The sequence below is a fragment of the Pustulibacterium marinum genome, from assembly GCF_900116665.1.
In the GTDB taxonomy this organism is placed as follows: Bacteria; Bacteroidota; Bacteroidia; order Flavobacteriales; family Flavobacteriaceae; genus Pustulibacterium; species Pustulibacterium marinum.
The window spans coordinates 130,887-156,266 of record NZ_FPBK01000008.1; the positions used below are offsets into that span (position 1 = coordinate 130,887).

The following is a 25,380-nucleotide window of genomic DNA, read 5'->3' on the forward strand; positions in this document are numbered from 1 at the left end:
ATAAAATAAAAAAGCCCGCTGAATTCAGCGGGCTTTAAAATATTAAGAGTTAACTCTTCTATTCTTAGAATCTATATTTAACTGAGAAGTTCCAAGTTCTACCTCTACCGTAGAAGTAACCATAAGAATCTGCTTGATTAATATATGTATGATCTAATACATTATAAACGTTTGCATTTAATGATAAGTCGTTTTCACCTAACATAAACTTATAAGAAGCTCCTAAATCAATTAAAGAGTAAGGCTTAAGGTGTTCTGGCTGATAAGTACCTCCTACTAAACCTGAATCAGAAACATCTTCTACATCTACAAAACCATAGAAGTTATTATAATAATTCCAGTCTGCATTTACCTTTAACTTATTCTGAATAATACTATAAGAAGTTCCTAAACCTAAAGAAGCTTGTGGTGCAGTACCAACTCTTGTACCATCTAAGTCTACGTTTAAGTTATCAATATTTTCTGCTGTATCATTATTTCTGATAATCACAGGAGATTCTCCGTTGTATCTCCAATCACCAATAGTAGCGTAACCTCTTAACATCCAAGCTAAAGTTGGAGTATATTTGAAATCAAGCTCTAAACCTTGGTGTAATTGAGAAATATTAGTGAATAAGAAAGTTGCATTAGCGATTTCATCAACACCATCTCCATCTAAATCATATGTTCCTGAGTTAGAAAAGAAACGATTATCCCATTGTGTTAAATAAGCATTGATGTTTAGATTAAAATCTGAAGTAGAGAAGCTATAACCTGCTTCTAACCCAAAGATTTCTTCATTGCTAACCTCAGGATCAGATAATAGAGTATTATCATCATAACTTGGATATACATTATCTAAGAATGGTTGACGAGAATATTTACCAATATTAGCATATACTTTATGATTTTCAGCGATATTATAAGAACCACCACCTTTTACATTGTATCCAGTCTTTAAAATAGTATAAGATTCTCTTGGCACCTCGAAATTACCACGATCTTCTCTTTGATAAGATTGATTAGAAACAGCTGCCTGAGCAAATACAGAAAATGCATCATCATGGTATTCTACTTGGCCAAAAACTCCTTGATAATTAATATTTTCAGAATAGTCATAGTCAATTCTATCACCTTCATCTGCATAGTTGAATAAAGCAGCCCATGGATCAGCATCAAAAGTATTAGTAATGATATTTCCAGATGTTGGGACTAAGTCACTTACTCTACCTGTAGTTCCTAATAAATCTGTAATTTGACGGAAGTGATCTCCTTTGTAGAAACGAATATCTGCTCCAACATTGAAAGTCCAGTTTTCTAGATCATTATTTTCATAATTAGCTACTGTACCATACCAAGCATGATTATTCACAGAGGATCTTAAAATTGTACTATTAAATCCGTCTGAAATACCTGCTGCTTGGTTTTGAGCATAAATTCCATCCCAGTTTATATTACCATTAGCTGTGTAACCACCATACTGGCCACCATAAGTTGTTCCTAAATAGTTTACACCACTACCGTAAGTTCCTGTTCCACCACCTCTACCGAAAGATGCATAACCTACTACAGATAGTAAACTTGTTTCAGAAATATTATAATCCCAGTTTAAGTTCATTACTGGTTTATGGTAATAATTTCTTCTCATTGATAAATACTCTCCATTTAAGAAACCATAGTTAGAGTTCCCCTTAATCCCCATGATATCATACCCTGGGTAATTAATTGTTCCATCATTTCTATAAGATGTAGTAAGAGCCTTAGAATAGTTTTGATCATGATATTGAGGAGCTCCGATCAATAAGAAATTCAGTGTATGCTTGTCTCCAATTTTCTTACCTACTGAAAAGAAATAGTTTTGACCTTGTCCTTTGGTACCATCTGCCCAAGAAGAATGTGCTTGCCAATAATCTAATAAGAAAGAGAATCCCCAACCCTTATCATTTAGTCCTGTGTTGTATGTAGCAGTTCCTTTAAAGAAACTATCATTACCTACCATAGCTCTTACATAACCACCTTCTTTAAGATCTGTTGCTTTGGTTACGATGTTTACAGTACCACCAACAGAAGAAATAGCTAATTTAGAGGAACCTAAACCTCTTTGTACCTGTACTGCATTAGCGATATCTGCCAAACCTGACCAGTTAGACCAATACATGTTACCATCTTCCATACCATTGATTGGCTGTCCGTTCAATAGAAACGCGGTGTTGCTTTGTCCAAATCCACGAACACTCATTTGAGCTTCCCCAAAACCACCAGATTGGTTAGAAACATACACGTTAGGAGTGTTTTTCATAATTTCAGGAAACTCTACGTTACCTACTGCTCTTGCTTGAATTTCAGAAGCACCAATAGTAGAAACTGCGATAGGTGTTTGTCTATCATTTTCTAAATCGATAACCCCACTACCAATTACAACAACACCTTCTAATTCTTCAGCATTTGGCTGAATAGAAATTGTTCCTAAATTAGCTTTTGTACTTGAAAAAGTAACTTCTTTAGTAATAAACCCAACATACGTAATTACTAAAGTTCCTGGATTACTAGCAGAGATAGTAAACTTACCATCAAAATCGGTAGAAGTACCATTATTAGTACCTTTAACCATTACACTAGCACCTGGAAGCGGTGTACCAGACTGTCCATCCACAACAGTACCAGTAACCTGAGAAAAACCAACTGCACAGACTAGCAAGAATGCCGCTGTCAAAATTAAATTTTTAATTGCTTTCATGTGTTTTTAGTTTAATTAAGCGTGACAAAATTGGTGTTAAAAATGTTATCCAATATTAAGGGAATGTTAAATATTTTAACACTACCAAATATAAAAAACTAGACACAAAAAAAGGGTTATAATATAATAACTATAACCCCATCTAATTGACAATATTTTAAAATTAACCCTTGTAAATCTTCAAAAGATTAACAGTAGAACTGTCATGTTCTGAAATCTCACCAGAAGTGATATCTTTTAAGATTCCGCTAGCTAATTGTTTCCCTAATTCTACTCCCCATTGGTCATAACTAAAAATGTTCCAAACCAATCCTTGAACAAAGATTCTGTGCTCATACAAAGCAATCAAATTCCCAAGAGATTTTGGAGATAACTTATCGCCCAAAATAGTAGTAGTTGGACGGTTTCCTGTAAACATTTTGAAGTTTACCAAAGACTCATATTCGTCCTTGCTTACTCCTTTTGCTTCAAACTCCGCTACCACTTGCTCTTTTGTTTTACCATTCAATAGCGCTTCGGTTTGTGCAAAGAAATTGGCCATTAATTTATCGTGATGATCTTTATCTTCATGTAAAGAATTTATGAAGCCAATAAAATCTGTAGGAATCACTTTAGTTCCTTGATGAATCAATTGGAAAAATGCATGCTGCGAGTTGGTCCCTGGTTCACCCCAAATAATGGTTCCGGTTTGGTAATCTACAGGATTTCCTGCTCTATCCACACCTTTTCCGTTACTTTCCATAATACCTTGTTGAAGATACGCTGAAAATCTAGCTAAATATTGAGTATAAGGAATAATAGCTTCACTTTCTGCTCCAAAGAAATTGTTGTACCAAACAGTTAACAATCCTAAAATCAATGGTACATTTTCTTCTGCTTTTGCAGTTCTAAAATGATCATCCATTTCTTTTGCACCGTCTAAAAGTGCTTCATAGTTATTATAACCAACTGCTAAGCTAATAGAAAGTCCTACAGCGCTCCAAAGTGAAAAACGACCACCAACCCAATCCCACATTGGGAAAACGTTATCATCTGCAATACCAAATTCTGCAATTTTCTCTAAATTGGTAGAAACCGCTACAAAATGTTTTGCTACATCTTCTTGTGTTGCATGCTTCAAAAACCAATTTTTAATCGTGGTTGCGTTGCTCAATGTTTCCTGAGTAGTGAATGTTTTAGAAACAATAACAAACAATGTAGTTTCAGGATCTAATGTAGCAATGGTTTCATGTACATGGTCTCCATCTACATTACTTACAAAGTGTACATTTAATTGATTTTTATAATACTGAAGTGCTTGGGTAACCATAGCAGGACCAAGATCTGAACCACCAATACCAATGTTTACTACATCAGTAAAAGCTTTTCCTGTATATCCCTTTAGTTCCCCACTGATTACTTTTTCTGAAAATCCTTTGATTTTCTCTCTAACCTCAAACACTTCTGGAACTACATTAACACCATACACTAAGATTTCAGCATTTTTATCTGCTCTTAGTGCTGTGTGCAATACTGCTCTATCTTCCGTTTGGTTGATATGGTCTCCTGTAAAATATTTTTCTACAGCTTCTTCAAAACCTACTTCTTTAGCTAATGATATTAATAAAGAAATAGTTTCATCTGTAATTCTGTTTTTAGAATAATCATAATAAAATTCACCTTGTTTTAGGGTGAATTTATTAGCTCTTTCGGCATCTGCTTTAAATAGATCTTTTACCTGAAGATCTTTAACAGTTTCAAAATGTGCCTGAAGTTTTTTCCAAGCCTCTGTAGTAGTCGGATTAATTGTTTTTAATGCCATTGCTCGTATTTTCTGTTACAAGTTCGTCTTCACCGTCAATGAAATCATCGTAAGGAATTTTATCCAATCTTGTTTTCAACGGTTTCATTTTGGCAAAGAACTTTTCTTTTAGTTTTTCATCTAACGGGTCAGCTGGCGGCATTACCTCTCTCAACGGATCTACTTGTCTACCATTTTTCCAGAAACGGTAACAAACGTGTGGACCTGTTGCCAAACCTGTACTTCCTACCAATCCTATAATATCGCCTTGCTTCACATACTGCCCTACTTTTGCAATTCGTTTACTCATGTGCAAATATTGGGTTGTGTATGTATTGTTATGTTTTACTTTTACATAGTTACCATTCCCTGCTGTATAACTAGATTTAATTACGGTTCCGCTTGCTGTTACACGAATTGGAGTTCCCTTTGGCGCAGCATAATCGGTTCCTTTATGTGCCTTCCATCTTTTTTGTACAGGGTGAAATCTTCGTGGTGAATATCTTGATGTAATTCTGAAAATATCTAATGGAGCTTTAAGGAAAAAACGCTTCATCTCCTTGGCATTTTCATCATAATAACCTCTTAAACCGTTCTTTGGATTTGTTTCAAAATCAAACGCATAAAACTCTACTCCCTTATGCTCAAACAAAGCTCCTTTGATTCTAGATGCTCCTGCATAGATAGTATCATCTATGAATTTTTCATCGTACACCAATTTAAACTTATCTCCTTTTTGAAGTGCGAAGAAATCAATGGTGTAGTCATAAATACGCGCCATTTGCTCTGCCACATCATAACCAACACCAGCCTCTAACAATGTTTGAGAAAGCGAACTATTTTCGTTGATAACCCCAGAAACTCTTTTTTCTATGGAGGTTACTGGTTTTTTATCTCGATACGTAAGTATTGAATCTTGAAAACTCAGTACTACATAGTCTATACTATTTGGCTGGTAAATAAAACATTGTGCTTGCTGTAAAGAATCTTTAGAACAAAGAATGGTATACGGTTTTCCTATTTGAAGTCTACGAATATCAAAACTATCTCTCGACTTATTTGCTATTTCATACACACGTGGATACCCAATATGATTTTTAGCTAATAATTCACCAAAACTATCACCTTGACGAATCGTATCTTTTACAACTACATAATCGTTTAGGTTAAATCCAAACTCCATCAAGGGTGTTATTTCTTTAGGCTCAACTATCGCAACTTCTTGCTCTTCCTCATTATTTGATTTTTGTTTGTTGTCACATGCAACAAAACTCATTACTAAAAGCCCTAAAAGAAAAATTCTCTTCATTATCAATTTCTATTTTTCCGGATTAAACATATGATCTACCCATTGTTTGCCCCAGTCTTCTTGTTCTTGTTTTGTCCAAAGTTCAGGAAAAAATATAACTTTTTGAAAACTTGGAGGCAAATAATTACGCCAATTTGTACCTCCTGTAGCGTTTACATCTCCTTTTTCTTTCTTTAAATACCTGTAAGCAGAGCCCATGTGCATTAATGGCCAATGAACATTGGCGCTCACATCTAAATCTCTCATAGCCTTTATCAGCTTTTCATTTGCTCTTTCTGCCTCTGGCAATGCTTTGTATTTCAGAAAAATATTGGTAGCTACCACCTCGTTAGCTATTCTTAAAAAACGCGGTGTATAGCGGTACTCAAATTGTTTTAAGGTTAACGTTTTTTCACCTGTTTTGGTATCTACGGCACCTTTTTTCCAATAAATATTTTCGTATTGATCTTCTAAACTTTCAGAACCTTCAAATTCTTGTCTTACCGTATGGTGAACTAAGTTTTTTAAAGATGTGGAATAGATCTCAATCATTCTATATTGTGCAGATTGAAAACCACTTGCAGGCAATAAAGACATACGATATTGCAAAAACTGTTCTTTATCCATTCCATTGATCATGATTTCAAAGGAAGAAATCAATGTTTTGAAATAGGTATTGATTCGGTTTATCTTTTTGATAAAGAAATCTGCATCTTGAAGTTTGTCATCAATAATTTGCTTTTGCTCATGGATAATCAACTTAAAATACAACTCTGTAATTTGATGATACATAATGAAAATCTCTTCATCCGGGAAGTGAGTTCTTGGAATCTGTAGGCTAAGAAGTGTATCTAATTGAATGTAATCCCAATAGGTTAAATATCTTTGGTGAAGTAATCCGTCCAAGTAAGAACCAAGATCTTGACCAGAATTTTTATATTTCTCTTCGAGCTTTTGAACTCTTTCCGCGATTTCCGGAGCTATATTCATATGTAAGTTGGTTGTAAAAACAAAAGTTGCACAAAAGTAATTAAAAACAACAAGTACTAAAAAGAAATAGGAACTCTTAGTCGTTGAGCTCCTATTTCTATTTAATCATATTTTATTACAAACTGATGTTTTAATCCTTTATAAGCATCTAAATCTGCTTTTAACGATCCTACTCGAAGATCTGCCTGAATTCTAATTGGTATTTTATTTTCATCGTTAGAAACCCAAAGTGACAAACTTTCTTTCTCTTTGAAAACGCGACCTGACTGTACATAAGGTCTAAATTTTAAACACTCTACAGTTCCAAATTTGGTATCTAAATCTTCCTTTCCTAAAAACTTCAGTTTGAATTTGAACACTTCGTCATCATCATACAGCATATCAATTTCAATATCATCATTTACACTTAGATTGTCTACATCTACATTGTTACGCAAATAGTAGAAACCAGATATGAGATCTTGAATTCCATATGGCATGTCAATATTGGTAATTTTGTCATGCTTTTTATTATTCACTTCCGCAACGCGATCGTCATAATTGAAATTGATTTCCAAGTTTTTGGTATAGCCACCTTCATCAATATTTCTTATAAAACGATACGGGCGGTTGTTGAATTTATCAAAATAACTCTCATACGTATCATCAACTTTGAAGAAAAACTTGGCTAAACCAGTGGTTTGACCGTTTCCGACAGCATGGTAAACCCATCTATCATTTATATAGGCATCTTTAAGCTCTAGCGTAGCATAACTAGCATTTAATATTCCGTAGTGAATACGAAATTTAAACCACTCTCCTGCTTGATAGGAATTTTTCTGATAGGGAACACTTTGTATGCTTACAACCGCTACCAGTAATAGAAGTAACGTTTTAATAATGATCTTCATAATTAATGATCGATGAAAATTGATGAATTTTAAGTAAATGTACTAATTTGTTATTTATATAACTTTTAACAGGAAGTTATATTACAATTACCGTTCCACAATCTTCAAAAAAAAATGCCCGGTAATGAAACCGGGCATTTTTTAACCAACCAAAACTCTTACTTATGAAAACTTTACTAAAGCTTTGCAATAAAGGGCACCACCCCTTTATCTGAGCGCAAATGTATGTTCAGTAATCAAAATAATTTCACAGAAAATCAACTTTAACTCTTTTAATAATTTCCTTCTAGCTTTTTACTCTACAATACCTAATTATTACTATGAAAATCAATTTTTTATTGAAGTATCATCAGTCTTTAAAACCAATATCCTATGGCAAAAAACCATGCTCCTGAACTATTTTCTGGCGACCAGGAGTATTTTACTTCCATAGGCCCTAAAAAAGAATCTAAACCATACCCAATTGCATACCCAGAAAAATCTGGCGTGGTGAGCCACTCATCTTCAAAAATATAATTTCCAGCATTGGCGAAGTTAGCCGAAAAATTGATGTGATTTCTTCGCCAAAATTTATAATCAATAGTCCCTAAAGCTTTCAAAAAACTATTTCCTCCAAAGCCTCCAAAATCATATCCATAAAACGGGATCAGGTTATTGATGAATTTGTTACCATACCCACCTAGTCTAAAATCAAGGGTATTTAATTGCGTTCTACCTATTTTGAAACCTCCTTCAAAGTTTAAATTCAATGAAAGATTTTCGTAGATAGGAGTAGCAAATCCTATTTTGGCCTTTGCCATGGTAAACTCATCAAAAGTTCCTGTATGGTCTGATGAAAACAAGTAGGTATGTACATCTCCTTCAAAAAGCAATCCGCTTGATGGAAAATACTTGTTATCGTAGGTGTCTAATTTCGCATACCCAAAAGCACTGAAATAGTTACTATCATCTATTACTGTTTCTTGGTTTTCGCCTTCCACAATATTATCGGTCGTAATCTTATATAGAGAATGCTCGGCTCCAATACCTACTGAAAACTCTTCTTTCAAAACCGTTTGAAAATAGATTTGGTTCACCCAGTTTGAAACATCTATGTTGATTTTATTTAATCCCTCTATGGAAGGATTCAAGAAAGAATTGATTAAATCAGTATCAATTCCAACATCAAACGTATTGTATTTTGAACGAAGACCATAACTGATGTAAAAACCTTTATCTACGTAATATTCAAAATTGTAACGCACATTGTCTCCTATTATAAAATCAAACGAAGTTTTATCATCGTCTTGTAATAGATTTTTTCGAGTTACATTGATCAACCCAGATGTTTTGTACAAATCATCATAATGAACACCCAAACGCAGTAAAGTTCTATCGTTATTTTCCTTAACGTATAAACTTAGTTGCTGCCTGTTATCTTCAAAAGGGCGCAATTTATAGCGAACAATATCAAAGTTATTGGTAGCGATTAAGTTTCCTATTCCCGTATTTAAATCCTCAAAACCAATTTTATCTCCATTTCTAAACCTGAGTTTTCCTAAAATATAAGCTCTAGAATAGCGATCGTTCCCATTGATTGAAATTCCTTTTATCTCTACTGAATCATTTACTACACATGGCTTTCTCTCTCTTTTAGAAGTTTGTTGAAGTGCAATTTCTTTAAAAACATCGTACTTATCCATCGCCGCCTGTTCTCCATGATCTATAATTTCCGCTCCTTTATCAAAAGAAACCACCGTAAAATCATCAATGTTTGGATGAATATACACATCTGTTTTTTCCTTTTTCTTGTACATATCATGCACAGTTCGGTAATTGTTGATTTGCAACAACACCTGAATCGCTGAAGTAAGATCATCCCTTTTTGCTAAATCATCCTGAACATCGATCCCAATAATAATGTCGGCTCCCATTTTTCGAACTTCCTCCAAAGGATAATTATTCACCACACCACCATCTATCAACACTTTACCTTCAATGATCACAGGTTGAAAAAGTGACGGAAATGCTCCACTTGCTTGAATAGCCTCGGGTAAATAGCCATGATCTAGTTTTACTGCATTACCGGTTTCAATATCCGTTGCCATACAGAAAAACGGAATAGGAAGCTTATTAAAATCATCAATATTACTAACCGGAGAAAGTAGTCTTGCCAGCAAATTATATATGTTTTGACCTTTGGATATAGAAGATGGGAAACCAACTTTAAAACCATTAAACGGCAATGTTATGGCGTACCTTTCTGCATCTTCTTTTTCGTAAAATGTTTTGGCAGAACGTGGTAATTTATCCTGGATTAAATCTTCAAAATCAACAGAATTAAAAATAGAATCCATTTCCTTTGGCGTATAGCCCGAAGCATACAGCGCGCCAACAATCGCACCCATACTAGTACCTCCAATATAATCTACACGAACACCAGCCTTTTCTAAAACCTTGAGCGCTCCAATATGTGCGAAACCTTTAGCTCCACCACCACTTAAAACCAAACCTACTTTAAGATCTTTCTTTGGCTTGTATTGATTATTTTGAGCAAAACTTAGTGTAGAAATCAACAGAAAACCAAGCCATACTATCTTTTTCATTCGTTGCAATTTGAGACTTTTAAAGGTAGTTAATTAATGAAAATGTTCATAAACTTTTTTTGCTCTTGAGGTGCCAACAGCAGCAATTAACTGTTCTAACGAAGCTTCTTTTACTCGTTTTACCGATTTAAATTTTCGCAATAAATCTTCAATGGTTTTTTCTCCCACTCCGTTGATATTTTCCAACTCAGAAGAGATGGCAGCATTGCTCCTTTTATTTCTATGGAAAGTAATCCCAAATCGGTGAGCTTCGTTACGTAAATACTGAATTACCTTTAAACTTTCTGACTTTTTATCTAAGTAGAGCGGAATTGAATCTCCCGGATAAAATATTTCTTCTAGTCGTTTTGCAATACCTACAATAGCAATTTTGCCTCGCAACCCAAGTAAATCTAAACTTTTTAAAGCAGATGATAATTGTCCCTTTCCACCGTCAATAATTATTAATTGTGGCAACGATTCTCCTTCCTCTAGCAAACGCTTGTATCTACGAAACACCACTTCTTCCATAGAAGCAAAATCATTGGGTCCTTCTACCGTTTTAATATTGAAATGTCTGTAATCTTTTTTACTTGGCTTTCCGTTTTTAAAAACCACACACGCCGCCACCGGATTGGTTCCCTGAATGTTTGAATTATCAAAACACTCTATATGACGTGGTTCTTCATGTAGGCGTAAATCTTTCTTCATTTGCGCCATGATTCTATTTACATGCCTGTCTGGATCGGTTACTTTTACTTGTTTAAAACGCTCCATTCTATAGAATTTTGCATTTCTTTCAGAAAGTTCTACAAGTTTTCTTTTATCACCAAGTTTAGGAATGGTAATTCTGGCAATTTCTCCTATTTCCACCTCAAAAGGCAAAAAGATCTCTTTAGATTGAGAATTGAATCTGTTTCTCATTTCCGCGATTGCCAATGCCAATAGTTCTTCATCAGACTCATCCAATTTCTTTTTCATTTCAATGGTATGCGAACGGATAATGGAACCATACGAAAGCTGCAAGAAATTTACATATCCATAACTTTCATCAGAAACTATGGAAAAAACATCTACATCTGAAATTCTTGGATTTACTATGGTAGATTTTGCCTGATAATTTTCTAAAACATCAATTTTATCTTTAATCTTCTGCGCTTCTTCAAAAGCCATATTTGCAGCTAGCTCTTTCATTTGCTTTTTGAACTGCTGCAAAGAATCTTTAAAATTTCCTTTGATAATCTCCCGAATCGCTTTGATTTGCTCATCATATGCTACGATAGATTGATACCCTTCACACGGACCTTTGCAATTACCCAAATGATATTCTAAGCAAACTTTATACTTTCCGGCGTCAATTTTTTCTTTGGAAAGATCATAATTACACGTTCTTAACGGATACAATCCTTTGATCAACTCTAGCAAAACCCGAACAGTTTTCACACTCGTATATGGACCAAAATATTCCGAACCATCTCGAATCACATTTCTAGTCATGAAAACTCTAGGAAAACGCTCGTTTTTAATACACAACCAAGGATACGATTTATCATCCTTCAACATAACATTGTAACGCGGTTGGTATTTTTTGATGAGATTGTTTTCCAGCAGTAACGCATCGGTTTCCGTTGGAACTACAATGTGTTTAATGTCAACAATTTTCTTAACCAACACACGCGTTTTACCATATTCATGGTTCTTATGAAAGTAAGACGAAACACGTTTTTTTAAGTTCTTGGCTTTTCCTACATATAGAATTTTTCCGTCCTTATCATAATATTGGTACACCCCGGGACTTTCCGGAAGCGTATCTAACTGCAATGCAATGGGAAGTTTTGACATGCTGCAAAATTAATAATTTCTGAAACCTTGGAGTTAATCTTTTTATAAATCAGCAGAACCACTTTTACCAGTTCTAATTTCATATCAAATAAAAAATATGAGAAAATTTGCCACAATAGAATTAAGTGTTTTACTTTTAGCTGCAAGTACAACATATTGTACAGTTTATAAAAACAATGGTAATAACGGAGTTTCTACGAGGAGATAAACAAAAAGCAACAAACACTAAAAATGCTAAAGCTTATACTCCTTAGCAACGCAAAAAATAAGATTTTTGAACAAAAACGAATTAAGAAAAAAGTATAACGACCTAAGACAAAACCTATCTGAAACACAGGTCGAAGATTTAAGTATAGATATTGCCAACCAACTACTTCAACTTCCTATTTGGAACAAAGTTTATTATCATACTTTTCTATCCATATCAGAAAAAAAAGAAATTGACACTTCCTTTTTGTTGAGTATACTTCAAGGAAAAGACAAAGAAGTTGTGATCTCCAAAAGTAATTTTGACGATGGAAGTTTAACCCATTTTCTTCTTACTGAAAACACAAGAATTAAAAAAAATAAGTGGAATATTCCGGAACCTGTAGATGGATTGGAAGTTCCTGAAACAAAAATTGATGTTGTTTTTGTACCACTTTTGGCATTTGATACAAATGGACAACGACTTGGTTACGGAAAAGGTTTTTACGACATCTTTCTATCTAAATGTAAACCAGAAACCATTAAAATCGGATTATCATTTTTTGAAGCTGAGCCCGTTTTTGAAGAAGTTTTTGAAACTGATATTGCACTAAACTATTGCGTTACTCCATCTAAAACTTATCATTTTAAAAATTAAGCTTCAGAGGTTTCATCATTCTGTTTTGGAAATGCTTTTTTATTAAAAACCAATAAAAGAGCAACTCCAATGCTAATAGCAGAATCAGCAATATTAAATACCGGATCAAAAAAACTAAAATGTTTTCCCCCAATTCCCGGTATCCAACTTGGCCAAACACCATCAACTAGCGGAAAATAGAGCATATCTACCACCTTTCCATGAAATAAAGTTCCATAAGGCTCTTCTGCAAACAATGTTGCCAATTGGTTGTGGCTATCATCAAACATAATTCCGTAGAAAACAGAATCTATAATATTACCAAAAGCGCCCGCAAAAATAAGAGCAATAGAAGCTATTAAAATACTAGGCTTTTTGGTTTTTGCACTGTCATACAACCAATAACCAATTCCACAAATTGCAAATAATCTAAAAACGGTAAGCACCAATTTCCCCGATTTATCTGAAACCGGTAAAACATCACTTAATTTTGTTCCCCAAGCAGCACCTTCATTTTCTACAAATAGAATTTTGAACCAACTAAAAACATCTACATATTCGCCTAAAGCGAAATGTGTTTTTACATATATTTTTGAAATCTGATCTATGAGTAACACTCCAATAATAAGGAGCGTAGCTTTCTTTAAATTCATCAATTTTAGTTTATTTCACAATAGTGAATAGCAAATGGCTTCAAAAATAAGAATATTATTTATTTGAATTGACTGTAATAGTACCTTTTACCGATTTAATTTCTAACTGATTTGAAGAATCATCATATTCATTCACTAAAACCTCTCCAAATTTGGAAGTTGCATTCACACTCCCGTTATAATCAGCAACCTCAACATCTCCATTAAAAGTGTTAACAGAAATAATTCCATTTACATTTTGCAAGTGGACAGCTCCATCATGCAACACAATTTGTAAATCTTTAAAATCTCCACTTACATTCGTTTTGGTATGTTTCCCTTGAATGATCAACTGTTTGTTTTCTGGAATGGTAACTGAAAGACTAATGGTTATCACTTTATGCGCTGCCAATTTATCATCAAACAAAACAGTTAAAGGTTGAAATTGAGCCCCTAAAAATAATTTACCGGCAGTAATTTGGGAAGTAAGAACAAGGTCTGGAGCATATTCACCTTCAAGATTTGCTCGAACAGCTACCGTATTCCGGGAAGTTTGCGTATTTATAGTAAGCTGAAAAATATTTTCCGTATCTACAAAAATCGTATTCACAGTGTCAGCTATGAAAACATTTTTCTCTACAATTTTTTGTGAAGAAACCTTCATTACAGAGAAAAACATTATCACACAACAAACAGCTCTCACTAGATAAAAAAAAAGCGCCAAAAGGCGCTTTATTATTTCTGCATATTTTTTGCTTCGATACTAAGAGTTGCATGCGGAACCAACTTCAATCTTTCTTTATTGATCAGTTTTCCGGTTACTCTGCAAATTCCGTATGTTTTATTTTCAATACGGATCAAAGCATTTTTTAAATCTCTTATAAATTTTTCTTGACGAAGCGCTAACTGTGTATTCGCTTCCTTACTCATCGTTTCAGAGCCTTCTTCAAAGGCTTTGAATGTTGGCGATGTATCATCGGTACCATTGTTACCATTATTCATATAAGCACTTTTGATAAGCTCTAGTCCTTCCTGAGCTTTCTCCATTTTTGCTTGAATCAAAACTCTAAACTCTTCTAAATCCTTATCAGAGTATCTTACTTTTACATCTTCTGTTTGCATAAGCGCTATTGTTTTAAAATAGACAATTTGGTTTTCAAATCATCGAATTCAACTTCTATGCCATTTTCCAAAGTATTTACAAATTCTAAATTTGCTGTCAATGTTTCAGACTTTATATACTCTTCATTAGCAGAAACTGCCTTGGCAATTTCTTCATGGTTAAGAAGTTTTATCGAGATTTTATCGGTTACTTCAAATCCTGAATCCTTTCGAATATTTTGGATACGGTTTACCAATTCTCTTGCAATTCCTTCATTCTTCAATTCCTCGGAAATTGTAACGTCTAAAGCAACAGTTAGTGAACCTGAGTTTGCAACAAGCCAACCCTCTATATCCTGCGAAGAAATTTCCACTTCTTCGGTTCCTAAAATAATACTTTTTCCGTTAATATCAACAGTGATGCTGCCTTCGCGCTCAATTTGCTGAATTTCGTCTTGACCAAACCTCGCTATTTCACTAGAAATCAATTTCATATCTTTCCCAAAACGCGGCCCTAAAACTTTGAAATTAGGTTTAATTTGCTTAACCAAAACTCCGGAAGCATCATCTAAAAGCTCTATTTCTTTTACATTCACTTCTGATTTGATAAGCTCTTGCACTGCTAATATTTCTTCTCTCTGAACCTCGTCAAGCACCGGAATCATTACCTTTTGCAACGGTTGACGTACTTTGATCATTTCCTTTTTACGCAGTGAAAGTACTAGCGAAGAAATGGTTTGTGCCTTTGCCATTTTACTTTCTAAAGACTTATCAACAAAGTTTTCGACAAAAACAGGGAAATCTGCTACGTGAACACTAGAAAAACTTTCCTTTCCTGTAGTAGCTATCAAATCTTTATACAAACGATCCATATAAAACGGAGCGATTGGCGCAGAAAGCTTGGCAACCTTTAGCAAACACGTATACAAAGTTTGGTAAGCTGAAATTTTATCTTGACCGTACTCACCCTTCCAGAAACGTCTTCTACTTAAACGCACAAACCAGTTACTCAAGTTTTCCTGAACAAATTCTGAAATAGCTCTCGCCGCTCTTGTAGGTTCGTACTCTGCAAAAGCTTCGTCTACTCTTTGAATCAACGTATGTAATTCTGAAAGAATCCAACGGTCTATTTCTGGTCTGTCTTCTAAAGCAATATCCTCTTCTGCATAAGTAAATCCGTCAATGTTTGCATATAGACTGAAGAACGAATACGTATTGTACAACGTTCCGAAGAACTTACGACGCACCTCAGCAATTCCTTCTACATCAAACTTTAAGTTATCCCATGGATTTGCGTTGCTAATCATGTACCAACGTGTAGCATCTGGACCATAAGCTGCCAAGGTTTCAAACGGATCTACTGCGTTTCCTAAACGTTTCGACATTTTCTGTCCGTTTTTATCTAACACCAATCCGTTAGACACTACGTTCTTATATGCTACAGAATCAAAAACCAACGTACCGATAGCATGTAAGGTATAGAACCAACCACGTGTTTGGTCTACCCCTTCTGCAATATAATCTGCAGGATATGATTCTTTAGCATCGATCAATTCTTTGTTTTCGAACGGATAATGCCATTGTGCATACGGCATAGAACCAGAATCGAACCACACATCAATCAAGTCGCTTTCACGTTTCATTGGTTTTCCTGAAGCTGAAACTAGCGTGATTTTGTCTACTACATTTTTATGAAGATCTACCAAATCGTAGTTTTCTTTACTCATGTTCCCCACTTCAAACTCAGCAAACAAATCAGCACTCATAAATCCGGCTGCAACAGCTTTTGCCATTTCAGCTTTCAATTCTTCTACAGAACCAATGATGATTTCTTCTTTACCGTCTTCGGTTCTCCAGATTGGCAATGGAATTCCCCAATAACGAGAACGAGATAAATTCCAATCGTTTGCATTTTTCAACCAGTTTCCAAAACGACCTTCTCCGGTTGCTTTTGGTTTCCAGTTGATTGTTTGATTTAACTCAAACATTTTGTCTTTTACCTCGGTTACTTTGATAAACCAAGAATCTAACGGATAGTATAATACTGGCTTATCAGTTCTCCAACAATGTGGGTAACTGTGGACATATTTTTCAACCTTAAAGGCTTTATTTTCCTCTTTTAATTTAATAGCGATTTCTACATCTACAGATTTCTCCGGAGCAGTTCCTTCATCATAGTATTCATTCTTAACATACTTACCACCAACTTCTGGCAATTCTGCTCTAAAACGACCTTGTAAATCTACTAACGGAACCAAGTTGTCATTCTCATCCATCACCAACATTGGCGGAACTTCTGGAGTAGCCTCTTTACATACCTTGGCATCATCTGCACCAAAAGTTGGAGCGGTGTGTACAATACCTGTCCCATCTTCGGTAGTTACAAAATCACCAGCGATTACTCTAAACGCATTTTCTGGCTTTTCGTATGGTAATGCATATGGCAATAACTGCTCATATTTTGTCCCAACTAAATCAGCACCTGTAAACTCTTCAACAATTACATAAGGAATTTTTTTATCGCCTTGTTTGTAGCTTTCTAAAGCATCTTCGGTTTCAAATTGCTGAAACTTCCCTGCAAATTGTTTTGCTACCAATGGCTTACCAATGATTACATTGATAGGCTCAAAAGTATATTGGTTAAACGTTCTTACCAATACATACTCTATCTTGTTACCTACTGTTAACGCGGTGTTAGACGGTAACGTCCAAGGTGTAGTGGTCCAAGCTAAGATATGCACATCTCCATAAGCTTGTAGCGCTTCTGGAAGGGTTTCAATTTTCGCTTTGAATTGTGCTACAACCGTAGTATCGGTCACATCACGGTAACAACCTGGTTGATTCAATTCGTGCGAACTTAAGCCTGTACCAGCTTTTGGAGAATACGGCTGAATGGTATACCCTTTGTACAACAAATCTTTGTTATAGATTTGCTTAAGCAACCACCAAACACTCTCCATATATTTTGGTTGATAGGTAATGTACGGATCGTTCATATCTACCCAATACCCCATCTTTTCGGTAAGGCTATTCCAAATATCTGTATAACGCATTACAGCGTTTTTACAAGCTTGGTTGTATTCTTCTACGGTAATTTTTTTACCTATATCTTCTTTGGTAATTCCTAACTCTTTTTCTACTCCAAGTTCTACAGGTAAACCATGTGTATCCCAACCTGCTTTACGTTTTACTTGGTAGCCTTTTTGAGTTTTATATCTACAGAAAATATCTTTGATAGAGCGTGCCATTACGTGGTGAATACCAGGCAAACCATTTGCAGAAGGTGGTCCTTCGAAAAACACGAAAGGCTTACTCCCTTCTCTAGAGGTTATACTCTCTTCAAAAATTTCATTCTCATTCCAATAGTTTAGAATTTCTTCTGCAACTTTTGGCAAATCAAGTCCTTTATATTCTGCAAACTTCATTATGACGTGTAGTTTCTGTAATTAAGTCTGCGAAATTACTAAATTTCAACGAATTGAAGTGAGTAATCCATGTAAAAGTTACATCATGATTTCTGTGAGGATTTGAAGCGATTTTGGTTTACGAAACCCTTCTAGGTGCAATTGATAAAATGTCAACATTTTATGTAGCAAAGCCATGCGATTTGCTTTACTCATTTTTATATTTTGAAGCTCGTCCAAATCGGTTTGTAAAAGTGCCTTGAATATTGCCAACTGCTCGTCTTCTATCAATTCAGTTGATACATTTCTATTTAAAAACTGGCCTTCAACCAAATCGAAAAAAATTGCATCTTCATCTACCTCATCTGGATAGAAACCAAGAAATTTGGAAAGATTCAACATAAAGAAAATGTGAAAATTAGCAATTTCATTATGCGCATCTAACCACTGCAACATGATGGTTACATATTGAAAAAGTAGTAGATTCTCCTCTTCCTCACGCAAAACAGCGTAGAGTACTTCAGCGAGAAAAAACACTAATGAATTCTTTTGAAAATTAGAATGAAGCGTGGCGTATGGAAAATCTACTTTCACATCGGAAATAGAAGAAAGACTCCCTGTATTTTTATGAGTTGCCACAATCTCCAACTGTGTTAAAGGTTGAAAATAGGCAGCTCTTGTCTTTCCTTTTTTAGATGCTAAAACACCCCTTAATAGATATGATTTTAACCCAGATTCTTCAGTATATAATTTTACAATAAGCGAAGTATCTCCATATTTATGCGTGTGCAGCACTAATGCTTTGGTAGTAACCTTCATTACCTTACAACCATAATTTTGAGCACTTCTGTTTCAGCTCCATCGTCATTGGTTATCAAAGCAAGATACACTCCTGAGGCAACCTTACGGTGATCAAACGCCGTTAAATTCCATTGAACAGTTCCTCCAGTTGAAACCACATCATACACCAAATTCCCTGCAGCATCAGTGATTTTCACTCTTGAATTATCCATTAAATTTGTAATGGTTACGCTACCCTGAAACTCTGGACGAACAGGATTTGGATACACATATGCATCTGAATAATCATCTTTTCCTCCGGTAGCCCGCCCCATAAAAGAAACCAAACCTTTGTCTGTAGCAAAATAAACCTCCCCAGAATCTTTATTTACAACTATTTGATTTACGTTATCAGACGGTAAGGGAGAATTATCGGTAGTAAAATGATAGATAGTTTCTTGTCCATCGCTACTCACATAGTATGCACCGGCATCTGAAGTAGCTATCCATTTACTATTAGAGCCATCTACAAAAATATCATTTATCATTTGCTGGTAAAGCAACTCGCTTGCTTCTCCATCTTCGGAAATAATTATCTGACTAGTTTCTACATCAGAATTATCAAAAAAACCGGATATATTATACAAAACCCTGAGTCCACGTGAAGTACCTATCCAAAGTTGATTGTTCTCATCTATCGCCAATGCTCTCACATTGTTATTTGGCAAATTACCATTACCTTCTCCTTCCTGTAACTTTTTGGATTGTGGCGTACCATTACCTTCATAAAAACCAACAACCCCGCTTTTCAATCCTGTGAAAAATTTGAATCCGTTATTTGCTACTACCAACTCTTTATATGCATGCTCCTCTCCAAACAACGGAATAGCCGATGAAGTATCGTACCCTGTCCAAGTTCCATCTGACGAACGCATTTTGATACCTTTAGCAACTTTTGCATTGGTCACCCATAGATTTTCGTCATCATCGAAATCCATTCCTAAAACACGTATTTGCGGATCTGGATTTGTTGAAATGTACTCCAAACTACTATTAATTGTATCATACAGAGTTACAGATTCTCCTTCATTCTTAACCATCAAAACTCCATCCATATAGGAAGCTAAATACACTTCACTAATTTTTTTTGGACTAAATGCTATGTTGGAAATATTACGAACATTACGCAAACTATCAACAGGCAACATATTCCATTCATCTAAAATAGTATTGTAGATACTAATTCCTCTACTTCTTAAATCATAAGGATTATAATCATTGGTGTAATCACCATAAACTAGCCATAATTTATTGAGTACAAACTTCATTGCGGTCACACTATTAAATAAAGGACCATTAGGAAATAATTCTATAACGCTTTCCAATTCCCCCCAAGAAAATATTAGCACCCCTTTTGTTGCTGTTCCTAAATAAACCAAGCCATCTTCTACATACGCACTAGTAAATGACACACTAGAATAATTTTCTAATTCTGAAGGCTGAATAGAAAACTCAAGCTCATAATCAGCGTTATAAGCATAAAACCTAGAGTTTCTTGTTACTAAAGTGTAATTATCTGCTGATTTTAATTCGTTAATACCCCAAACAACTGCCTTTTGCTCAAACGAAGTACCGTTATACTCATATAATCTATTATTATATGTCCCAACTAAGTTAGCATTACTCACTGCTATTCCTGTCCAGCTTCCTGAACTAATCAATTGCCAATTTGCAAAATCTATGATATTATCATCAGACGCCATAGCTCTGTAAACACCACTAGAGGTAGCAGCATACAAATAACCTTGATAAAAAGCTGTTTGACGAACCTCTAACTGCGCACCATTAGGGCCAATATAATAGGTATCATCAAACTCTAGATTAACAGCATCATATACTGAAATACCAAAATCACATGAAATATATAAATACCCATTATATTCCATAATATGATTAACGGTTTTGGTATCTCCGGGAATAGTTGTTTTATTTTCTATTTCAACAACTGAAGTAATTTCTCTATTGGCTTCATTAAAAACTTGCAGTAAACCAGTCTCATAACCAAGAACAAAAACACCAGCCTCCTCGCTGTAATAACCTGTTGAAACATTTTCACCCGCAAGCCCATCAATTGTTGAGAACGTTTCCATTTCAAAAGTTGCTTTTTCAACAGTAAAAAACGCATTTTCAGTAGCTACATAAAGTTTATCGCTAGAAGGCGAAATATTTACAACAGCATTGTATGAAAGATAACTTGTCCATTCCTGTTCAGTATCTTGCGCAGAAAGAGATGAAAAAATTAAAATTAAGAGTAAGGTGAAATACTTCTTCATTACGTTGAATTATGCTTTCAAAGATATTATTATTAACGAAGGTAAAACCAGATTGTTATAAAGAAGTCAAAAGAAGCTATTTTAGTAATTTATCGCCATTCCAAACTTTCCATAATTCTACGCACATCATCTTTCAAATAAACTGCGGCAGGAAGAATGGAATCATAATTTGGTCTTGTATTAAAATAAATAGATCCTGTTATGAAATGTGAAACACTATCAGTTAAATAAAACTGAGATTGAGAAGCTGCATTCCCTGTTACTTCGTAGAACATACCAAACTTACGCGCTTTGGCATTATCATAGGGTTGCTCCAAAATATTATCTGCTTTTACCACATGTTCATACGTCATCTTCTGAACATCAGAAAGCAACTCTTTTAAATCACCATCTACATTCCTATAACTTAAATAGATGGTTCCATCCAATTCAGGATACTTAAGGTTTACACTGCAATACTTTTCATCTATCACTTTTGCATGTATATTTCTATCAAACGCATACGGACAATCGTTTGGCTGAAAAGCTTCATAAACAGGCTTTGAATATTCCAAACGCAGCATAGCTTTCGGCTTTGGCAAAACATCATCACAGCTAATAACTGCCAAAACACCAAAAATTAGAATGATACTATATATAAACGGTCTTTGATTATTCTTCATCAACTTCTGGCCCAATAGCCACTTTAATTTGTTTGATTCGTTTTTTATCTAAGGCTTCTACCGTAAACGTATAATTTCTAAAAATTATTATCTCTCCCTTTTTTGGAAAGTTTCCGGCTATTTCCAACACAAAACCAGCTATCGTTTCTGCTTCGCCTTTCTGTTCTTCAAAAACGGAATCATCCTCTATTTTAATTACCCGATAAAAATCTTTCAGGGCAGTTTTACCTTCAAAAATAAAGGTAGTTTCATCTAGCATTGAATAAATGATATCTTCATCGTCAAACTCATCAGAAATATCACCTACAATTTCTTCAATAATATCTTCCAAAGTCACTAAACCAGATGTTCCACCGTATTCATCTACTACAATAGCAAGGTGATTCTTTTTATCTTGAAATTCCAATAACAAATCGTCTAACTTTTTATTTTCGGGAACAAAATATGGTTTCCTCATAATTGAAACCCAATCAAACGATTTTTTATCTAAATGCGGAAGCAAATCCTTCACAAACAATACTCCCGTAACTTGATCTATATTTTCTTTGTAAACAGGAATTCTTGAGTAGCCATTTTGAATGACTTCTTCCAAAACTTCCGAAAACTTAGTATCTTCTGAAACCGCAAATATATCAATCCGTGGACGCATTACTTGCTTTGTTTCGGTATTACCAAAAGAGACAATTCCCTGTAAAATCTTGTGCTCTTCCTTGGTTGTATCTTCTTCAGAAGTTAGTTCAAGTGCGTGAGAAAGCTGATCGACAGAAAAACTAGTTTTTTGCTTTCCGAATTTTTTATGAAAGAACAATGTTGCGTTTCTCATTGGCACACTAAGTGGTGTACATAAAAAATCGATAACATTTAATGGGCGCGCCATAAAACCAGCGAAGGCTCTCTTGTTTCTATTGGCGTAAACTTTAGGTAAAATTTCACCAAACATCAAAATAAGAAAAGTTACCAACCCTACTTCTAACGTAAAACGAATCCATTCTGTTTCTATAGTTCCAAATAGTAATGGATTGAGCGTATCAAACAAAAGAACTACTGCAATATTTATGGTATTGTTGGCAATAAGTAATGTTGCTAAAAACTTTTTTGGTCTGGTGAGTAATTTAAAAATAATATTTGCTGAAGCTGTTTTCTCTTCTTGAACCTCTTTGAGATCTGTTGGTGTAAAAGAAAAATAAGCCACCTCTGCTCCAGAAATGAGCGCAGAGCCAATTAGCAATAAAAAAAGCAATATGAATTTTAAGATAGTGAAACTATCTAACGAAGCAACTAATGGAATAAATAAACTCGAGGGTTCCGGGTCCAATGCTGTAAAATTAGTTAAACATTAATTTAGAATGGTAAATCGTCATCATCGTCCTGCACAAAACTATTTGACTGCGGAGTCGATTGCGGTTGTGATTGAGACGGCTGCTGAGCTCTCTGCGGAGCATTGTTATTATAAGATGATTGCGAAGGCCCTTGCATAGAAGATCCTTGTCCTTCATTTTTATTAGATAAAAATGTAAAATCGTTTACATGGACTTCCGTTGTATATCTTGTAACGCCGTCTTCGCCCTGCCATTGTCTGTTACGTAAACGACCTTCCACATAAACCTTATCTCCTTTAGAAAGATATTTTTCACAAATTTCAGCTCCTTTATTTCTTACTACAATGTTGTGCCACTCGGTATTGGTAACGCGTTCGCCTGTTTGTCTATTGGTATACGAATCATTCGTAGCCAATGGAAAACGGCCAATTGCTCCTCCTCCTTCAAAATAGGTAACTTTTACATCGTCTCCTAAATGTCCTATCAACATCACTTTATTTAGCGTACCACTCATAGTATAATTGTGTATAAATTCAAATGTAATAAAAATAAGATACTATCAAAAACCAAATTCTTCCATAAAATTGGCGATAAGTACCGGAACTGCAAATTCTTTGCTTTCTGAAAGTGATATTCCTCCTTTCAAAATAGTTTGCAAATGTACAACCCAAAATTTAGTATACAGGTGTTGGTGTGATAATTTATGAATTACTTCTTTCTCATTATATAAGGAAACAGATCCTACATTTTTATTCTGAAACAACTCATTCTGTAATAATTCTTCTTCCTTACTTATAGTCTGATTAGTTTCCACCAACGGAAATTCAAACAAGTTATGCCATATACCTTTATTAATTCTTTTTTGAAGTTTTGTATTCCCTTCAGCATCTATAAAAACAATATAGTTGAAGTAACGTTTTTTTACTTTTAACTTCTTCAACTTCACAGGCAGCACTTTTACTTCGTCATTTTTTAAAGCTACACAACTACTATTTAAAGGACATACATCACAATTTGGACTTTGAGGCTTGCATTGAGTAGCTCCAAACTCCATAATAGCCTGATTATAAACCGCTATATCCTTTTCCGATTTTACTTCGTGAGCTAATTTTTTAAAATACTTGATTCCTTCTGTACTATTAATAGGTGTATGCACTCCAAAATATCTTGAAAGTACCCTGTATACATTTCCATCTACTACCGGTTGTGCTTCATTAAAACTAATAGAAGCAATAGCACTAGCCGTATAATCGCCAACGCCTTTTAATTTTTTCAACCCGACATATGTTGAAGGAAATTTTCCTTCCAAATCATAGGCAACGTGCTTTGCAGTGGCATGCAAATTTCTTGCTCTTGAATAATAACCCAAACCTTGCCACATTTTCAGAACCTCATCTTCGCTTGCATCGGCTAAATCTTTCACTTTTGGGAAAGCACTTGTAAACTTCATATAATAAGGTAAACCTTGCGCAACTCGCGTTTGTTGCAGCATGATTTCTGATAACCAAATTTTGTAGGGATCTGTTGTATTTCGCCATGGTAAATCGCGTTTATTTTGCAAATACCAATGAACTAGAATGTTAGAAAAAACCATTGAACTAAAATAATTGCCAAAAATAAAAGTTTATATAGTTAAATTTTAATTATTTAGGTTGCTATTTATGTTTAATTAATTTCTATATTTGCAACCCCTAAAAATTTATAGACTTAAAAAAGTATAACGAGATGACGAAAGCAGACATTGTAGCGAAAATTTCAGAAAAGCTAGGAATGGAAAAAGGTGACGTACAGGCGACTGTAGAATCTTTTATGGATGAAGTAAAAAATTCATTAGAAAGCGGAGATAATGTTTACCTAAGAGGTTTTGGAAGTTTTATTATTAAAACCAGAGCTGAAAAAACAGGTAGAAACATCTCTAAGAACACTACTATTAAAATACCATCGCACAACATCCCAGCTTTTAAACCTGCAAAAGTTTTTGTTGAAGGCGTTAAAACTAACGTAGCAGTAAAATAATTTATTAATTTTAAAAAGTATATACTATGCCTAGTGGTAAAAAGAGAAAAAGACATAAGGTAGCTACTCACAAGCGTAAGAAAAGAGCGAGAGCTAACCGTCATAAAAAGAAGAAATAGTAGTTTTCCAACTACTATTTCTTTTTAGAACACTACCGTTCATTGAAATAGAAACTTCAAAAGTTTCAACGGGCTTAAAAACCTGTGATTTTTTGTTTAATCCATTTATTTACAATCTTGT

19 protein-coding genes are annotated in these 25,380 nt (G+C 34.6%); 2 read left to right on the forward strand and 17 right to left on the reverse strand.

Annotation, left to right across the window (positions count from 1 at the left end):
- Nucleotides 1–64 precede the first annotated feature (64 nt).
- From BM383_RS11750 to uvrC, 7 genes are all read right to left on the reverse strand, one after another.
- Nucleotides 65–2,716, reverse strand: coding sequence for a TonB-dependent receptor (locus BM383_RS11750; protein WP_093025332.1), 2,652 nt, complete (start codon nt 2,714–2,716; stop codon nt 65–67).
- A gap of 163 nt (nt 2,717–2,879) precedes the next feature.
- Nucleotides 2,880–4,517: a glucose-6-phosphate isomerase gene (pgi, locus tag BM383_RS11755; RefSeq protein ID WP_093025333.1), complete on the reverse strand. Its 1,638-nt coding sequence runs from the start codon at nt 4,515–4,517 to the stop codon at nt 2,880–2,882.
- On the reverse strand, nt 4,498–5,805 hold the full coding sequence (locus BM383_RS11760) for a peptidoglycan DD-metalloendopeptidase family protein (RefSeq protein ID WP_093025334.1): 1,308 nt from the start codon (nt 5,803–5,805) through the stop codon (nt 4,498–4,500). Before BM383_RS11760 ends, pgi begins: the two co-directional genes overlap by 20 nt.
- A gap of 9 nt (nt 5,806–5,814) precedes the next feature.
- On the reverse strand, nt 5,815–6,774 hold the full coding sequence (locus BM383_RS11765) for a tryptophan 2,3-dioxygenase family protein (protein WP_093025335.1): 960 nt from the start codon (nt 6,772–6,774) through the stop codon (nt 5,815–5,817).
- A gap of 101 nt (nt 6,775–6,875) precedes the next feature.
- Complete coding sequence (locus BM383_RS11770) at nt 6,876–7,664, reverse strand: DUF3108 domain-containing protein (protein ID WP_093025336.1); 789 nt, start codon at nt 7,662–7,664, stop codon at nt 6,876–6,878.
- A gap of 356 nt (nt 7,665–8,020) precedes the next feature.
- Nucleotides 8,021–10,249: a patatin-like phospholipase family protein gene (locus BM383_RS11775; protein WP_093025337.1), complete on the reverse strand. Its 2,229-nt coding sequence runs from the start codon at nt 10,247–10,249 to the stop codon at nt 8,021–8,023.
- A 33-nt stretch (nt 10,250–10,282) separates the two neighbouring features.
- Nucleotides 10,283–12,070: an excinuclease ABC subunit UvrC gene (uvrC, locus tag BM383_RS11780; protein WP_093025338.1), complete on the reverse strand. Its 1,788-nt coding sequence runs from the start codon at nt 12,068–12,070 to the stop codon at nt 10,283–10,285.
- 274 nt (nt 12,071–12,344) lie between these two features.
- Between uvrC and BM383_RS11785 the strand changes: the two genes are divergently transcribed.
- Nucleotides 12,345–12,914 (forward strand): 5-formyltetrahydrofolate cyclo-ligase, encoded by a 570-nt coding sequence (locus BM383_RS11785; RefSeq protein ID WP_093025339.1) that lies wholly within the window; start codon nt 12,345–12,347, stop codon nt 12,912–12,914.
- Here BM383_RS11785 and BM383_RS11790 read toward each other — a convergent pair.
- The 10 genes from BM383_RS11790 to mutY form a co-directional block, all read right to left on the reverse strand.
- The gene (locus BM383_RS11790) at nt 12,911–13,546 is read right to left on the reverse strand and encodes a lipoprotein signal peptidase (RefSeq protein ID WP_093025340.1); all 636 of its coding nucleotides are present in this window, start codon (nt 13,544–13,546) and stop codon (nt 12,911–12,913) included. The genes BM383_RS11785 and BM383_RS11790 overlap by 4 nt on opposite strands.
- Before the next feature lie 55 nt (nt 13,547–13,601).
- Nucleotides 13,602–14,189: a DUF4097 family beta strand repeat-containing protein gene (locus BM383_RS11795; RefSeq protein ID WP_143106414.1), complete on the reverse strand. Its 588-nt coding sequence runs from the start codon at nt 14,187–14,189 to the stop codon at nt 13,602–13,604.
- Nucleotides 14,190–14,260: 71 nt separating this feature from the next.
- On the reverse strand, nt 14,261–14,647 hold the full coding sequence (locus BM383_RS11800) for a TraR/DksA family transcriptional regulator (protein WP_093025342.1): 387 nt from the start codon (nt 14,645–14,647) through the stop codon (nt 14,261–14,263).
- Nucleotides 14,648–14,652: 5 nt separating this feature from the next.
- The gene (gene ileS, locus BM383_RS11805; RefSeq protein WP_093025343.1) at nt 14,653–18,051 is read right to left on the reverse strand and encodes an isoleucine--tRNA ligase; all 3,399 of its coding nucleotides are present in this window, start codon (nt 18,049–18,051) and stop codon (nt 14,653–14,655) included.
- A gap of 78 nt (nt 18,052–18,129) precedes the next feature.
- Nucleotides 18,130–18,849, reverse strand: a complete 720-nt coding sequence (recO, locus tag BM383_RS11810; RefSeq protein WP_093025344.1) for a DNA repair protein RecO — start codon at nt 18,847–18,849, stop codon at nt 18,130–18,132.
- Nucleotides 18,849–21,143: a type IX secretion system anionic LPS delivery protein PorZ gene (gene porZ / locus BM383_RS11815; protein WP_093025345.1), complete on the reverse strand. Its 2,295-nt coding sequence runs from the start codon at nt 21,141–21,143 to the stop codon at nt 18,849–18,851. Before porZ ends, recO begins: the two co-directional genes overlap by 1 nt.
- Before the next feature lie 89 nt (nt 21,144–21,232).
- Entirely contained in the window at nt 21,233–21,805 is a 573-nt protein-coding gene (gene gldD, locus BM383_RS11820) for a gliding motility lipoprotein GldD (RefSeq protein ID WP_093025346.1), read from the reverse strand.
- The gene (locus BM383_RS11825) at nt 21,795–23,120 is read right to left on the reverse strand and encodes a gliding motility-associated protein GldE (protein WP_093025347.1); all 1,326 of its coding nucleotides are present in this window, start codon (nt 23,118–23,120) and stop codon (nt 21,795–21,797) included. Before BM383_RS11825 ends, gldD begins: the two co-directional genes overlap by 11 nt.
- Before the next feature lie 26 nt (nt 23,121–23,146).
- Nucleotides 23,147–23,638 (reverse strand): single-stranded DNA-binding protein, encoded by a 492-nt coding sequence (locus tag BM383_RS11830; RefSeq protein WP_093025348.1) that lies wholly within the window; start codon nt 23,636–23,638, stop codon nt 23,147–23,149.
- Nucleotides 23,639–23,683: 45 nt separating this feature from the next.
- Nucleotides 23,684–24,718 (reverse strand): A/G-specific adenine glycosylase, encoded by a 1,035-nt coding sequence (gene mutY / locus BM383_RS11835; protein WP_093025349.1) that lies wholly within the window; start codon nt 24,716–24,718, stop codon nt 23,684–23,686.
- Between the two features lie 107 nt (nt 24,719–24,825).
- Here mutY and BM383_RS11840 point away from each other — a divergent pair, with 107 nt between their 5' ends.
- Nucleotides 24,826–25,140 (forward strand): HU family DNA-binding protein, encoded by a 315-nt coding sequence (locus BM383_RS11840; protein ID WP_262501717.1) that lies wholly within the window; start codon nt 24,826–24,828, stop codon nt 25,138–25,140.
- Nucleotides 25,141–25,380 lie beyond the last annotated feature (240 nt).

What these genes read in the sequence shown, in the direction of transcription:
- mutY (WP_093025349.1), bottom strand. Translation starts at nt 24,718, where the DNA reads ATGGTTTTTTCTAACATTCTAGTTCATTGGTATTTGCAAAATAAACGC.
- BM383_RS11765 (WP_093025335.1), bottom strand. Translation starts at nt 6,774, where the DNA reads ATGAATATAGCTCCGGAAATCGCGGAAAGAGTTCAAAAGCTCGAAGAG.
- ileS (WP_093025343.1), bottom strand. Translation starts at nt 18,051, where the DNA reads ATGAAGTTTGCAGAATATAAAGGACTTGATTTGCCAAAAGTTGCAGAA.
- BM383_RS11750 (WP_093025332.1), bottom strand. Translation starts at nt 2,716, where the DNA reads ATGAAAGCAATTAAAAATTTAATTTTGACAGCGGCATTCTTGCTAGTC.
- BM383_RS11775 (WP_093025337.1), bottom strand. Translation starts at nt 10,249, where the DNA reads ATGAAAAAGATAGTATGGCTTGGTTTTCTGTTGATTTCTACACTAAGT.
- gldD (WP_093025346.1), bottom strand. Translation starts at nt 21,805, where the DNA reads ATGAAGAATAATCAAAGACCGTTTATATATAGTATCATTCTAATTTTT.
- BM383_RS11795 (WP_143106414.1), bottom strand. Translation starts at nt 14,189, where the DNA reads ATGAAGGTTTCTTCACAAAAAATTGTAGAGAAAAATGTTTTCATAGCT.
- recO (WP_093025344.1), bottom strand. Translation starts at nt 18,849, where the DNA reads ATGAAGGTTACTACCAAAGCATTAGTGCTGCACACGCATAAATATGGA.
- pgi (WP_093025333.1), bottom strand. Translation starts at nt 4,517, where the DNA reads ATGGCATTAAAAACAATTAATCCGACTACTACAGAGGCTTGGAAAAAA.
- porZ (WP_093025345.1), bottom strand. Translation starts at nt 21,143, where the DNA reads ATGAAGAAGTATTTCACCTTACTCTTAATTTTAATTTTTTCATCTCTT.
- BM383_RS11830 (WP_093025348.1), bottom strand. Translation starts at nt 23,638, where the DNA reads ATGAGTGGTACGCTAAATAAAGTGATGTTGATAGGACATTTAGGAGAC.
- BM383_RS11790 (WP_093025340.1), bottom strand. Translation starts at nt 13,546, where the DNA reads ATGAATTTAAAGAAAGCTACGCTCCTTATTATTGGAGTGTTACTCATA.
- BM383_RS11770 (WP_093025336.1), bottom strand. Translation starts at nt 7,664, where the DNA reads ATGAAGATCATTATTAAAACGTTACTTCTATTACTGGTAGCGGTTGTA.
- uvrC (WP_093025338.1), bottom strand. Translation starts at nt 12,070, where the DNA reads ATGTCAAAACTTCCCATTGCATTGCAGTTAGATACGCTTCCGGAAAGT.
- BM383_RS11760 (WP_093025334.1), bottom strand. Translation starts at nt 5,805, where the DNA reads ATGAAGAGAATTTTTCTTTTAGGGCTTTTAGTAATGAGTTTTGTTGCA.
- BM383_RS11800 (WP_093025342.1), bottom strand. Translation starts at nt 14,647, where the DNA reads ATGCAAACAGAAGATGTAAAAGTAAGATACTCTGATAAGGATTTAGAA.